Raw genomic sequence first — 14,402 nt, forward strand, 5'->3', positions numbered from 1 at the left:
CGCGCCGTTACGCATCTGGAATGAAGGTCAGCCTTCCCGCGTCTTCCGCACCCGCTCTGCGTAGATCGCCAGCGTGGTTTTCAACACATCCAGCGTCACCGGTTTGGACAGACAATTATCCATCCCCGCCTCCATACAACGCTGTTTCTCTTCAGCCAATGCATTCGCCGTGACGCCAATCACCGGGAACGCATGTCCCAACTGACGTAGACGTTGCGTCAGACGGTAACCATCCATATTCGGCATATTCACATCACTTAACACGATATCGATATGGTTGCGGCTCAGTACATTCAATGCATCAACGCCATCCTGCGCGGTTTTCACCTGATAGCCCAGCGTACCCAGTTGTTCTGACAACAACATACGGTTGATAGGATGGTCATCGACAATCAGCACCATGATGTCTTCATAGCTGGCCTTTTCCGCCACAGCCCCCGGCAACGCCAGCGGTGCGGAGGTTTCGCTGTCGATAGCAATGCGATAAATACGTCCCAGCAGCACCGGCAATTCATGCAGCGTGGCGCTACTGTGCAGCCATAATCCCGGCTCGCTTTCCTGCGGCATATCAATATGTTCCCCGCTGATGCGAATGCGGGCTCGCAGGCTGTGGCCTGGCGCATCATCATGATCGCTGATCATCACATCATCGCTCCCTGCCCGGCCCTGATAGCGCGCCACCTGCATCCCCTGTTGTTGCAGCAGTCGCAGCAGAAAGCTGGCGAGGTAATCATTACGCAAATCGAGCCAGATCGCTTTTTCCTCCAGCCCCTCCAGCAACGGTGGCGGTGGCTGATGCCCGGCGTAGATTGGGATACGCACCACAAACTGACTGCCCATGCCTGGCTCGGAATCCACCTCGATATCGCCGTCCATCATGTTGATCAATTTTTCGCAGATAGCCAGTCCGAGGCCAGTCCCCTGGAAGTTACGCTGCACGCCACTGCCGACCTGGAAGAACGGATCGAACAAACGTGTTACCTCTTTGGCCGGAATTCCGACACCGGTATCACGCACGCGGAATGCCAGATACCCTTCGTGCTGGTAAGCATGCAGGATGATGCAACCGGTATGCGTGAACTTGATGGCGTTATTTAACAGGTTGGAGATCACCTGTTGCAGGCGTAGCGGATCCCCCTCCAACGCCAGCGGTACATCGTTTTCGATAAACACATACAACGCCAACCGCTTGCGAACCACCAGCGAGAGGTAGTTGCCGACGATATGGTTGATCACTTCACGCGGCGAGAACGGACGCGGTTCGATTTTCAGCTGTTCCGACTCAATTTTCGAGAAGTCGAGAATGTCGCTGATAATTTTCAGCAGCAGACTGGAGGAGTTGTTCATCGCCGTGACCAGTGAATCAACCCCCTTCGGCAGTGCTTTGGTTTGCAACAAATCAAGGTTGCCGATGATGCCGTACAGCGGCGTACGTAATTCATGGCTGACGGTGGCAAGGAACATCGATTTCGATGCACTGGCCTGTTCCGCCGCCTGCGCCATTTCCTGCAACGACTGCTCCATGCGCACACGCGCTGAGACATCCACCAGCACGCAAATGGCGACGTTTTCGTTGCGGTAGCGTGAATGGACAAAGCTGATTTGCAGGTTGGTGTTACTGCCGGTCAGCACGTCAACAAAGTTCACCTGCTGCCCGCCGATGATCTCGTTCAGACGCTGTCGATCTTCCTGAGTCAGCAATGTCAGATAGTTATGCGCCAGTTCATTACTCAGGATATTGGTGCCATCGCTGGTGCGCAAAATACAGATGCCAACCGGCGCCGAGGCGACAATTTTACGGTTGAACTGCTCATGCTCCTCCAGCCGATGCGCATTGTCTTCCGCCGGTAAAAACATCCGGCGTTCAAACACCCAGGCGAGGGTAAACAGCAGCAGTGCGCTGAAAATATTCAGCAACAGTGCATTAATCAGCATCAGTTTTAGCTGATCGACCAGGACATCGGTGGAGAGTGACCACACCACATTGAGGTCAGAAGGCGGCAGCGGTTTCTTCAGCACCAGTTGGCGGTAGCCGTCGAGATAGCCGAACCAGGTTTTGTCATCCGGAAGATCGTCGAGCGAGTAGCCAGGCCCCCCGCGACGCGAGCTCAACAGCGGGCGGTAGTTATCATCGGTGATGGTCGCCACCAGCGGCAGGCCGCCTGGCTGAATAAACTCATCGAGCCGGATATTTTGTTCCACCCCGAGTAACGCCTGAAGCTTGTTGGCGACATAGACCGGCATCACCATGTAGAAGCTGCCAACGCCAGGCTGCGAGCTTTCGGTGATCCAGTACATCGGATTACGGCGTTCGTCTTCGTTACTGCTGCGATAGTGCAGCACACGCTCGCGCAGTATCTTCAGGCTGCGTTCGCGATCCATCGTATTGCTACCGATGGTGAAATCCGCCAGACACTGATTTTCTCCGCCGATAAAGAACACCCGGTTCAGCTCATAGGCCGAAGCAAAGTTACTTTTCCAGTAGTTGATGTAGTAACTGAGTGAGTCGAGAGAATTGCGCCAGGTGCTGCTCATCGAGGTGCAATCACCGTCGGAAAATAACGGGGTAAATTGCGGCAACGTACCTTTACTGGTCGGGATGCCGTTGAGTACATCAAGGCCGCTGGCGCTGCTGGTCAGGCGATTTTCCGTGATGTATTTCAGTTCACGCATCACATCCGCCGAATGGCGCACATACCACTCCGCCTGGCCATAGTTGATATCGAATTCCTGACGAACCGCGTTCTCTTTCTCGTGCAGCACATTGATGATGTAAAAAGTGGTCAGCAGCGCACCCAGCGACCAGAGCAACAGCGCCAGCGCGCGAAACAGGTAGCGCGAAATGCGCAGCGTGGTGCGAAACGAGACGAGATATTTCAAAACAGGCTCAACTCACGGCAATAATCATGGCGAAACACTAGCTTTATCATCCCTTAAAAGCCAGTCAAAGCGCTCTTGGTGGCGAAAACTCTGAAAAAGAAACGGCAGGTCGGTTGCCCTGACCTGCCGTTGATTTTCAAGATTACGAATTACTCTTCTTCATCCGCATCTGGCGCGTCATCGTCATTATCGACTTCCGGCGTGATATCGTCATCGCCTTCCGCCACACTGCCGTCGATGGAATCCAGTTCTTCTTCTTCCACCGGTTCAGCAACGCGTTGCAGACCCACCACGTTTTCATCTTCTGCGGTACGAATCAGAATCACACCCTGGGTGTTACGACCCACCACGCTGACTTCCGATACGCGGGTACGCACCAGGGTACCGGCATCGGTGATCATCATGATCTGATCGCTGTCTTCCACCTGCACCGCACCGACCACCGGTCCGTTGCGTTCGGTGACCTTAATGGAGATCACACCCTGCGTGGCACGGGATTTGGTCGGGTATTCGCTGTTGGCGGTACGTTTACCGTAACCGTTCTGCGTCACCGTAAGGATGGCACCCTCTTCACGCGGCACAATCAGCGACACCACTTTGTCGCCTTCGGCCAGCTTGATACCACGAACGCCCGAAGCAGAACGTCCCATTGCGCGCACTGCCGACTCGGCGAAGCGCACCACTTTACCGGCGGCTGAGAACAGCATGGTTTCGTCGCTACCGTTAGTCAGCGCCACACCGATCAACTCATCGTCTTCACGCAGGTTGATGGCGATGATGCCGGCACTACGTGGGCGGCTGAACTCCTGCAACGCCGTTTTCTTCACGGTACCGTCAGCGGTCGCCATAAAGATGTTGAAGCCTTCGGTGTATTCACGCACCGGCAGAATGGCGGTGATACGCTCGTTGGCTTCCAGCGGCAGCAGGTTGACGATTGGACGTCCACGCGCGCCACGGCTGGCTTCCGGCAACTGATAGACCTTCATCCAGTAGAGACGGCCACGGCTGGAGAAACACAGAATGGTGTCGTGGGTGTTAGCCACCAGCAGACGGTCGATAAAGTCTTCTTCTTTAATACGGGCTGCGGATTTGCCTTTACCGCCACGACGCTGGGCTTCATAGTCCGACAGCGGCTGGTATTTGACATAACCCTGATGCGACAGCGTCACTACCACATCTTCCTGATTGATCAGGTCTTCGATGTTGATATCGGCGCTGTTGGCGGTGATTTCGGTACGACGTTCGTCACCGAACTGATCGCGCATCGCCACCAGTTCTTCGCGGATCACTTCCATCAGGCGCTCAGCGCTTTGCAGGATGTGGATCAATTCCGCGATTTGGTCGAGCAGCTCTTTATATTCATCAAGCAGCTTCTCGTGCTCCAGGCCGGTCAGTTTCTGCAAACGCAGATCCAGAATCGCCTGAGCCTGTTGTTCCGTCAGGTAATACTGACCGTCACGGATACCGAATTCTGCTTCCAGCCACTCCGGACGCGCCGCGTCATCACCAGCACGCTCCAGCATGGCAGCCACGTTGCCGAGATCCCACGCCTGAGCGATCAATCCGGCTTTCGCTTCTGCCGGGGTCGGCGCGCGACGGATCAGCTCGATAATTGGATCGATGTTGGCCAGCGCAATCGCCAGACCTTCAAGGATATGGGCACGGTCACGCGCTTTACGCAGTTCGAAAATGGTACGACGCGTCACCACTTCACGACGATGGCGGACAAAGGATTCCAGAATCCCTTTCAGCGTCATGATCTTCGGCTGGCCCTGATGCAGCGCCACCATGTTGATGCCGAACGAAACCTGCAACTGCGTCAGCGAGTAGAGGTTATTCAGAACCACTTCACCCACAGCATCGCGTTTGATTTCGATGACGATACGCATGCCGTCTTTGTCAGACTCATCACGCAGCGCGCTGATGCCTTCAACACGCTTCTCTTTCACCAGCTCGGCAATCTTCTCGATCAGGCGCGCTTTGTTCACCTGATAGGGAATTTCGTGAATGATGATGGTTTCGCGGCCGGTTTTGGCATCGGTTTCCACTTCGCCACGGGCGCGGATGTAGATTTTGCCGCGACCGGTACGGTAAGCCTCTTCGATACCACGGCGACCATTGATAATGGCAGCGGTCGGGAAATCGGGTCCCGGAATGTACTCCATCAGCCCTTCAACGCTGATGTTTTCATCGTCGATAAAGGCGAGGCAGCCGTTAATCACTTCCGTCAGGTTGTGCGGCGGAATGTTGGTCGCCATACCTACGGCGATACCGGACGAACCGTTCACCAGCAGGTTAGGAATTTTGGTCGGCAGGACTTCAGGGATCTGCTCGGTGCCGTCGTAGTTTGGCACAAAGTCGACCGTTTCTTTCTCCAGGTCAGCCAGCAGCTCATGGGAAATCTTCGCCATACGCACTTCGGTGTAACGCATAGCCGCGGCGGAGTCGCCGTCGATGGAACCGAAGTTACCCTGACCGTCAACCAGCATGTAACGCATGGAGAACGGCTGCGCCATACGGACAATGGTGTCGTAGACGGCGGAATCACCGTGGGGGTGATATTTACCGATAACGTCACCAACCACACGGGCGGATTTTTTATAGGCTTTGTTCCAGTCGTTACCCAGTTCGCTCATGGCAAAAAGCACACGGCGGTGCACCGGCTTCAGGCCGTCACGGACATCGGGTAAGGCTCGGCCAACGATGACCGACATGGCGTAATCGAGATACGAGTTTTTCAACTCTTCTTCGATATTGACCGGTGTAATTTCTCTCGCAAGGTCGCTCATGGAGCCGCTATCCCTCTACATAATCCCGGAATTCAAAGGTGCGAAAGTATATCACATTGCTTACATGGGGTGAATGTTAAGCGCGGTTTAATGCGGCTTTTCCTTCGTTCTGAGAGGTGCGCAGGCCGCGCTTAAGCGTTTATACTGAAGCCACATTTTGTCTGGAGTCATGATTCAATGAATGAACAACCGCAGGAAAGCCGCCAGAACGTCGATCACAACGAAATTGCCAAGTTTGAGGCAGTCGCATCGCGCTGGTGGGATTTAGAGGGTGAATTCAAGCCGTTACACCGGATTAATCCCCTGCGTCTTGGCTGGATTGCCCAGCACAGCAACGGCCTGTTTGGCAAAAAGGTGCTGGATGTCGGCTGCGGTGGCGGCATTCTGGCAGAAAGCATGGCGCGTGAAGGTGCCGATGTCACCGGGTTAGATATGGGGGCTGAACCGCTGGAAGTGGCGCGTCTGCATGCGCTGGAAAGCGGCGTCAGCGTCAATTACGTCCAGCAAACGGTGGAAGATCACGCTGCCAGTCACGCCGGTGCATATGATGTCGTCACCTGTATGGAGATGCTGGAGCATGTGCCCGACCCGCGTTCGGTGGTACTGGCCTGCGCGCAACTGGTGAAACCAGGCGGCGAAGTATTCTTCTCCACCATTAACCGCAACCCCAAAGCCTGGCTGCTGGCGGTGTTCGGTGCCGAATATGTGATGCGCATGGTGCCGCGCGGCACCCATGACGTGAAGAAATTTATCCGTCCGGCCGAGTTGCTGAACTGGGTGGATGAAACTCCGCTGCGTGAACAGGGGATGATTGGTCTGCATTACAACCCGCTGACCAACCAGTTCCGCCTGGGACGCGGGGTGGATGTGAATTATATGGTGCATACGCATCGTCAGATGTAATGGCACCTTGCGCGATGAATCGCGCCGCTACAATTTGTTCTCAGCCCGTAGCGGCGCGATTTATCGCGCAAGACAAACTATTCCGGGAATATCCCGTTAAACACCGTTTTCTTTCTCGGCTCGGACATCAGCGCCTCCAGCGCTTCGACACAGGCGAGATAGTGCGGTGTTTTTTTATGCGCCAGCACCGCCGCTTCATTGGCGTAAGCTTCGTAAATAAAAAAACGCGTCGGCACGTTGCTATCCTGCAACACATCAAAACGCATGTTGCCCGGCTCCTGCACCGCACCTAAATGATTTTCGCGAAAAACCCGTAGAAATTCGTCGATACAGTCAGGTTTGACATTAATCTCAACCAAAGTGACTTCCATTCGCCTGCTCCTTAAAAATCGTAGTTATCGATGTTGTCTTTGGTAAATACCACCCGCTCCGGCAACAGCACGATGCCGTTGTCTTTGGCCTCATAATTGTAGCCCTGCACGCTGTTGTCTGAGACTGTCACTTTCCCCACGCCAGGCACCTCCAGGGTATCGCCCGGATTAAGGTTGCCCTTCAGCAGTTGGTTGGCAACCGCGATAGAGATTTTGCCCTGCTTCACCACGTCCCACAGGCCAAACTGTTGCACCGTACCGCGTTTGACATAAGGCCGCATCACGTTCGGCGTACTGAAGCCGACAATGGTGACATTCTTGCGCCCGAGGTTTTCCGCCGCCTGCGCCGCTGCCGGTAACGCATTGGCATCCGGGGCGATAATCGCATCCAGATCGTTCCAGGATTTCAGAATACCTTCGGCGGTTTGCAACGATTTGGTGGCATCGTTATAACCATACTGCGTGGTGACGATCTCCCAACCAGGATGATCTTTGGCAATCTTCGCCCTGGCTTCTTTAACCCACTGGTTTTGGTCCGTCACCGTTGGGCTGGAGTAGAAAAACGCCACCTTCGCTTTGTCCTTCTTCACCTGGCTGGCCGCCATATCCACCAGCATGCCGCCCAATTGTGTCGGCGTGCCCTGATTAATGTAAATCGAGCGGCATTCCGGTTTGGTATCGGAATCCCAGGTCAGCACCTTCACGCCACGTTGCATGGCGCGTTTCAATGCCGGACACAGCCCGTCCGGTGAAACGGCCGCCACCACAATGGCGTTGTAACCCTGATTGACGAAGTTGTTGATCATCTGAACCTGGCCGGAGACGCTGGGTTCGGTCGGGCCGTCGTAAGTCACATCTACCCCGAGGGCCTTACCCGCGTCCGTGGCCCCTTTGCCACCGCTGGTGAAATAGCCCACGCCCACCAGTTTCGGGATAAAGGCGATTCGCTCGGCTGCCTGCACGCTAAAGCTCACGCCGAGCACACAGCAAAGCGCCAGTGATAAACGCTGCATTTTCATGATTTTTACTCCTGGTAAGATGTGCGTTCCCGCGTGAAGCGTGCACGCAAGCGCCGGCTAAGCTGGCGCACAATGCCTGGATTCAGGCTCCAGGAGCGTCCGATCACCGCAAGAATCAACAAAGCACCCGCAAGCGCACTGCTGACCTGACTCGACACTCCCACCATTTGCAATCCCTGCTGCAAAAAACCAATCACCAGCGTCGCCAATGCGGTGCCCAGCACCGAACCTGCTCCGCCGTAAATATTTGCCCCGCCCAGCACCACCGCGGTGATAGCAGGCATCAACAAGGGGGCGCCAAGATCGGCACGCGCCGAGCCAAAATAGGCACTCATCACCGCCGCCGCGATGGCGGACGCCAGGCCAACCAGGCTGTAAAGCAGCAACAAGGTGCGATTCACTGGCAGCGCGCCGTACCGTGCCGCACGCAGGTTCTGCCCCAGCAAAAACACATAACGCCCGATACGGGTGCGATGCATCAGCAACCAAAACACCAGACACAACAGCGTAAATATCAGCAAGGGCATGGGGATACCGAGCGGGGTGAGATTGGCTAAATCGGTAAAGGTCGCCGGAAAGTCTCCGATGCCTTCAAAACCGGTCGCCCCGACCAGACCAGAGAGCAGCAACGCGCCGCCGCCGTAGAGATAAAGGGTGCCCAGGGTAATCACCAGCGGGTTGACGCCGGTCCACAGAATCAGGGCACCGTTGAGCCATCCACACAGGCTGCCGAGCAGCAGCGTGCACAACAAGGCGAGAGGCAACGGCCAGTGACTCTGCAACATGATGCCGAGGGCGATGGCACACAAGCCGGTAACCGCCGCAAAGGAGATATCGATACCCCCACTGACAATCACCAACGTCAGCGGCAACGCCACAATGCCGACGGTGATAAAATCGCTGGTGCTGAACAGTAAGGTGTCGATATTCAACATCCGGGGGTTGGCCCAGCCGAACAGCAAAAGCTCCAGAACCAACAGCAGCGCCAGTGCCCCTTCCCAGTTCAGATAGCGTTTCATTCCGTCGCTCCCCGGCGCGTCGCCGATGTCGATGTGGCTTTAGCTGCGCTTTTTTTTCGCACCGGGGGCGTTAAAAAACGCGCATAGCGCTGACGATGTAAACGGCGCGCCAGCGCCTGACGTAAACGCCCATCAATCACCAGCACCAGCAACAACACCAGGCCAGAGATAAAATCGTTCCACCAGGCGGGCAGCCTGAGCAACACCAGCACGCTGTCGATTTGCGTCAGGAACCACGCGCCAAGTACCGCTCCCAACAAGGTGCCAGAACCTCCCAGCAGGCTTACGCCACCGAGCACGCAGGCGGCAATCGCTTTCATCTCCATGCCGGTGCCGGTTTGATTGGGTACAAAGCCAATTTGTGCGGCAAACACCATCCCGGCCAGCGCCGCCATCGCCCCGTTGACGGTAAACGCCAGCAGGCGAACCTGATGCACCGGTACGCCTAACTGACGCGCCCCTTGCAGGTTATCGCCAGTAGCGTAAAAGTTACGACCTGACGCGCTGCGGGCGAGGAATACCATCATCACCACGGCAATCAGCAGCACCATGATCCCCAACGGGGACAGGCCGCCAAACAGCGGTACGGCCAGGGTTTTCAATTGCTCGGGCAGCCCTTCAATCCATTTGCCGCCGGTCAGGAGCAACATCAGGCCACGGTATAACCCGAGGGTACCGAGCGTGGCGACAATTGCCGGTATGCGCAACCCAACCACCAGCACGCCGTTAAACAGCCCGGCCAGCATACCGCTGGCCAGCGTCAGTAAACAGGCCAGCGGCAACGCCATCCCCTGATTCAGCAGGATGCCCAGCACCGCCGCGCACAACCCCATAGTGGAACCACTGGAGACGTCGATGTTGCGCGTCAGCAGGACCAGTGTCGCCCCCATCGCCAACAGGATGGCGATCTGCGCACTGCCAAAAATCATCCCCACCAGTTGCAGACTGGCAGCTTGCCGATCCAGCAGCCACGGCAGCAGAAACAACAGCAGGATCGCCAGCAACGTGCTCAGTTCACGGTGGGTTTGCAGATATTTCAGCATCAATGTTCTCCTGCCGCCTGAGCGTGACGTCCCCAGGCCATCTGGATAATATTTTCAGCGCTGACCGCCGACTGCGTTAATTCGCCGACCGACTCGCCGTGATGCATCACCACCACGCGATCCGCCAGTTGCGCTACTTCATCCAGATCCGAGGAGATGATGATCAAACCAATCTGCTGCGCCACTACGGAGCGCAGCAGCTGATAAATGTCAGCGCGGGCCGCCACATCCACCCCGCGCGTCGGTTCATCGACGATCAGGACTTTTGGCATCGCTTCCAGGCAATTTGCCAGCAGCAGCTTTTGCTGATTGCCGCCGGACAGGGTGCGCGCCAGTTGGTCACAGCGGCTAAATTTGATGCCCAGCGCTCGCTGGTAACGCGTCAGTACCGCCCTCTCCTGCGCAGGTCGCAGCCACCAGTTACGGCGCGGCAGGGTTAACGCGGTAACGTTCCACGCCAGCGGAGCATCCGGGTAGAGGCCGGAGGTTTGCCGATCTTCGGGCAGGTAAACCAGTCCGGCGCGCAGCCGTTGCGCCGGTGACATTGCCAGCAGCGATTGTTGCTGCAAATGCGCCGAGCCGCTGCTGGCCGGACGCAAGCCATACAGGGTTTCCGCCAGCTCGGTGCGTCCGGCACCGACAATGCCTGCCAGCCCGAGAATCTCTCCCGCCTTCACCTGGAGAGAGATCTCGCGGAAGCCTTCACCGCTCAAAGCCTCCACCTGCAACAACACCTCACCTTTGCGGCCCGATGGCGAATTACCTGCCTGCAACCACAGTTGCTGTTCCGCGCTGAGCGGCGGCTGTCGTTCTGGTGGCATCATCGCGGCCACCAGCGCGTCATCATTAAGGACGTCAATGTTGTCGTGCAGCACCACGCAACCATCGCGCATTACGCTAACCTGATGTGCCAGCGCGCGGATTTCCGGCAGCTTGTGGGAAATAAACACCACGCCAACGCCTTGCGTGGCGAGCTGGCGGATCAAACGAAACAACCGATCGGTTTCTACCGGCGTGAGTGAGGCGGTGGGTTCATCGAAGATCACCACCCGGGCGTCACGCATCAGACCACGCAAAATCTCGACCTGCTGCTGGTCAGCCACGGCCAGGGAGCCAGCCTGCGCATCCAGCGGCAGCGTGCTGCCCATCTGACCGAGTAAACGTTGCAGTTTCTGCTGATCGGCCTGCGCACGCGGCAGGCGAAACAGGATGTTTTCCCGCACCGTCAGACTGGGAAACAACAACGGCTCCTGCGGCACCAGATAAATGCCGCGTTGATGCGCTTTGGCGGGGGTCATCAGGGGAAGAGTCTGCCCGGCGAGCAGGATTGTGCCGCTATCCGGCTGTTCAATTCCGGCGATGATCTTCATCAGCGTTGATTTGCCGGCACCATTCCCCCCCAGCAGCGCATGAATTTGCCCTGCGTGCAGTTGAAAATCGATGCCCCGCAATACCGGCACGCCGGAGAAGGCCTTACTCACCCCGGTGATTTGCAACAGCAGGCTGCTCTGCCCCATCACGACTCCCGTTACGAACAAATGATTTTTTAAACACATTATGTTCACAATCCTGGATAAGCTTTTTCGATAAAACTCTCGCAGCGGTCACAGATTGTTATTTCGCCATGATGGCGCGTATGATTGCGGCTGACTTGTTGAGCGAACTGCCAGCAAGGTCACATTTTCTTTACGATCCCGAACGAACAATTGATTTACTTTTTATAAAGTGTTCATCATGAAAAGCGATCTTAACCCGGCAACGGGTCTGACTGTGGAACACAGTATGAGTGAAGAAGAGCTACTGGCGCGTACCGCCTGGTTCTATTACCACGACGGACTGACACAGAACGAAATTGGTGAGCGGCTCGGTTTGACGCGCCTGAAAGTGTCGCGCCTGCTGGAAAAAGGCCGTCAGTCGGGCGTGATCCGCGTCCAGATCAACTCCCGTTTTGAGGGCTGTCTGGCGCTGGAACATGCGCTGCTTGAGCGATTTAACCTTAAGCAGGTCCGGGTGCTGCCGCAGCTCGATAGCCCCAACCTCAGTCAACGTCTGGGCGTGGGGGCGGCACAAATGCTGATGTCGCTACTCCAGCCGCAGCAACTGCTGGCGGTGGGATTTGGCGAAACCAGCATGAACACGCTGCAACATCTGAGCGGCTTTATCGCCTCGCAGCAGATCCGCATGGTGACGCTGTCCGGCGGCGTGGGGCCGTATATGACCGGGATTGGTCAGTTAGATCCGGCGTGCGGCATCAGCATTATCCCCGCGCCGCTGCGCGCTTCCAGTGCCAGCGTTGCACAAATTCTGCGCCACGAGCGCAGCGTGCAGGACGTAATGCTGACCGCCTGTGCCGCTGATGTGGCGATCGTCGGTATCGGGGCGATCGGTCAACGTCAGCAGGCGACAATTTTGCGCTCGGGGTATATCAGCGAAGGTGAGCAATTGATGTATGGCCGTAAAGGCGCGGTGGGCGACATCCTCGGCTACTTTATGTGTCATGACGGGCAACTGGCTGAAGCGATGCCCATCCATGATGAATTGATTGCCGTTAGCCCTGACGAGCTGGCGACGATCCCCACCGTGGTCGGAGTGGCCGGTGGTGCAGAGAAAGCCGAAGCGATTATTGCCGCGTTGAAAGGCAAACGCATTAACGCTCTGGTGACTGAAGAGGGAACTGCCCGCGCGATGTTGGCGTTATTGTCGTAGCCCTGCGGCGGGGTCGATCCGGTCAGATTTTTGCAGGAGTTACTGAGATGACGATATCCCACGCCCCGCATTTGATGGCGCTCGATGCCGGTACCGGCAGCATTCGAGCCGTGATTTTTAACCTGCAAGGCGAGCAGGTTGCCGTCGCACAAGCGGAATGGCAGCACCTTGCCTTGCCCGATGTGCCCGGATCGATGGAGTTTGATCTGGCAAAGAACTGGCAGCTCGCCTGCCAGTGCATCCGCCAGGCGCTGCACCAGGCGCAACTGCCTGCCAGCGCGATTCGTGGCGTGGCCTGTTGCTCAATGCGTGAAGGTATCGTGCTGTATAACAAGGCTGGTGACGCCATCTGGGCCTGTGCCAACGTCGATGCCCGTGCCAGCCGCGAAGTCAGCGAACTGAAAGAGATCCATCACGGCGAGTTTGAGCGGGAGATCTACCAATGTTCCGGGCAGACGTTGGCGCTTGGCGCGATGCCTCGTTTGCTGTGGCTGGCGCACCATCGACCGGATATTTATCGTCAGGCTTCCACGCTGACGATGATCAGCGACTGGCTGGCGAAATGCCTGAGCGGCGAACTGGCCGTCGATCCTTCCAATGCCGGCACCACCGGTTTGCTTGATTTATACACCCGCAACTGGCGTCCCGATTTGCTTGAGATGGCGGGCCTGCGCGGCGATCTCCTGTCACCGGTAGCGGAGACCGGCACGCCGATCGGAGCGGTCACCGCTGAAGCAGCCGAGGCGTGTGGGCTGCGGCAAGGGACGGTCGTCGCCGTGGGTGGCGGTGATGTCCAGCTCGGCACCCTGGGACTGGGTGTCGTCAACACCGGAGAAACAGCGGTGCTGGGCGGCACATTCTGGCAACAGGTGGTGAACCTGCCGCAGCCACAGGTCGATCCGGCGATGAATATTCGCATCAACCCCCACGTCATTCCGGGGATGGCGCAGGCTGAAGCCATTAGCTTTTTTACCGGACTGACCATGCGCTGGTTTCGCGATGCTTTTTGTAGCGAAGAAAAATTGCTGGCAGAGCGGTTGGGTGTCGATTGTTATAGCCTGCTGGAAGAGATGGCGGCACGCGTTCCAGCAGGTGCCTGGGGAGTGATGCCGGTGTTCTCCGACGCCATGCACTTCAACAAGTGGTATCACGCCGCCCCCTCCTTTATTAACCTTTCTATTGACCCTGAACGTTGTAATAAACAAACCCTGTTCCGCGCGTTAGAAGAGAATGCCGCCATTGTCTCAGCCTGTAACCTCGACCAGGTGGCTGCCTTTTCCGGCGTACGTGCGCCGCATTTGGTGTTTGCTGGTGGGGGTGCCAAAGGCAAGCTGTGGAGTCAAATCCTGAGCGATGTCACCGGCCTGACGGTAAAAGTGCCCCAGGTCAAAGAAGCCACCGCGCTGGGCTGTGCGATTGCGGCGGGGGTGGGAGCCGGGCTGTACCCCAATCTGGCGGAGACGGGGCGTGATTTGGTGCGCTGGGAGCGGGAGTTTACCCCCAATGCGACTAACCATGCTTTGTATCAACAGCAAAAGACCGTGTGGCAGAAAGTGTATGCGGATCAGCTGGCGTTAGTGGATAACGGGCTAACGACTTCGATGTGGAAAGCGCCGGGGTTGTAAAGAAGTGCGCGATAAATCGCGCCGCTACGAATGGGTGCACACGTCGG

At 56.8% G+C, this 14,402-nt stretch carries 10 protein-coding genes; 3 read left to right on the forward strand and 7 right to left on the reverse strand.

What is annotated here, in order from left to right:
• Positions 1-27 precede the first annotated feature (27 nt).
• Complete coding sequence (gene rcsC / locus AC6I8N_RS13865; protein WP_497829305.1) at positions 28-2,880, reverse strand: two-component system sensor histidine kinase RcsC; 2,853 nt, start codon at positions 2,878-2,880, stop codon at positions 28-30.
• Positions 2,881-3,029: 149 nt separating this feature from the next.
• Positions 3,030-5,669 (reverse strand): DNA topoisomerase (ATP-hydrolyzing) subunit A, encoded by a 2,640-nt coding sequence (gyrA, locus tag AC6I8N_RS13870; protein WP_021185050.1) that lies wholly within the window; start codon positions 5,667-5,669, stop codon positions 3,030-3,032.
• Positions 5,670-5,846: 177 nt separating this feature from the next.
• Between gyrA and ubiG the strand changes: the two genes are divergently transcribed.
• Positions 5,847-6,572 carry a bifunctional 2-polyprenyl-6-hydroxyphenol methylase/3-demethylubiquinol 3-O-methyltransferase UbiG gene (gene ubiG / locus AC6I8N_RS13875; protein ID WP_021185051.1) on the forward strand — a complete coding sequence of 242 codons (726 nt, stop codon included), beginning with the start codon at positions 5,847-5,849 and terminating at the stop codon, positions 6,570-6,572.
• 77 nt (positions 6,573-6,649) lie between these two features.
• Here ubiG and lsrG read toward each other — a convergent pair whose 3' ends face one another.
• From lsrG to lsrA, 5 genes are read right to left on the reverse strand one after another with little or no spacing between them, the layout of a single operon-like run.
• On the reverse strand, positions 6,650-6,943 hold the full coding sequence (gene lsrG, locus AC6I8N_RS13880) for a (4S)-4-hydroxy-5-phosphonooxypentane-2,3-dione isomerase (protein WP_415174165.1): 294 nt from the start codon (positions 6,941-6,943) through the stop codon (positions 6,650-6,652).
• 11 nt (positions 6,944-6,954) lie between these two features.
• Entirely contained in the window at positions 6,955-7,962 is a 1,008-nt protein-coding gene (gene lsrB / locus AC6I8N_RS13885; RefSeq protein ID WP_497829306.1) for an autoinducer 2 ABC transporter substrate-binding protein LsrB, read from the reverse strand.
• A gap of 5 nt (positions 7,963-7,967) precedes the next feature.
• The gene (lsrD, locus tag AC6I8N_RS13890; RefSeq protein WP_497829307.1) at positions 7,968-8,981 is read right to left on the reverse strand and encodes an autoinducer 2 ABC transporter permease LsrD; all 1,014 of its coding nucleotides are present in this window, start codon (positions 8,979-8,981) and stop codon (positions 7,968-7,970) included.
• On the reverse strand, positions 8,978-10,024 hold the full coding sequence (gene lsrC / locus AC6I8N_RS13895; RefSeq protein ID WP_497829308.1) for an autoinducer 2 ABC transporter permease LsrC: 1,047 nt from the start codon (positions 10,022-10,024) through the stop codon (positions 8,978-8,980). Before lsrC ends, lsrD begins: the two co-directional genes overlap by 4 nt.
• Positions 10,024-11,541 carry an autoinducer 2 ABC transporter ATP-binding protein LsrA gene (lsrA, locus tag AC6I8N_RS13900; protein ID WP_497829309.1) on the reverse strand — a complete coding sequence of 506 codons (1,518 nt, stop codon included), beginning with the start codon at positions 11,539-11,541 and terminating at the stop codon, positions 10,024-10,026. Before lsrA ends, lsrC begins: the two co-directional genes overlap by 1 nt.
• 217 nt (positions 11,542-11,758) lie before the next feature.
• Between lsrA and lsrR the strand changes: the two genes are divergently transcribed.
• Together lsrR and lsrK are read left to right on the forward strand one after the other, a co-directional pair.
• Positions 11,759-12,730 carry a transcriptional regulator LsrR gene (gene lsrR, locus AC6I8N_RS13905; RefSeq protein WP_415174160.1) on the forward strand — a complete coding sequence of 324 codons (972 nt, stop codon included), beginning with the start codon at positions 11,759-11,761 and terminating at the stop codon, positions 12,728-12,730.
• A gap of 47 nt (positions 12,731-12,777) precedes the next feature.
• Positions 12,778-14,355: an autoinducer-2 kinase gene (lsrK, locus tag AC6I8N_RS13910; protein WP_497829310.1), complete on the forward strand. Its 1,578-nt coding sequence runs from the start codon at positions 12,778-12,780 to the stop codon at positions 14,353-14,355.
• Positions 14,356-14,402: the final 47 nt, after the last annotated feature.

This window comes from Pantoea sp. X-Soil-TKNS-1279 (genome assembly GCF_059730565.1).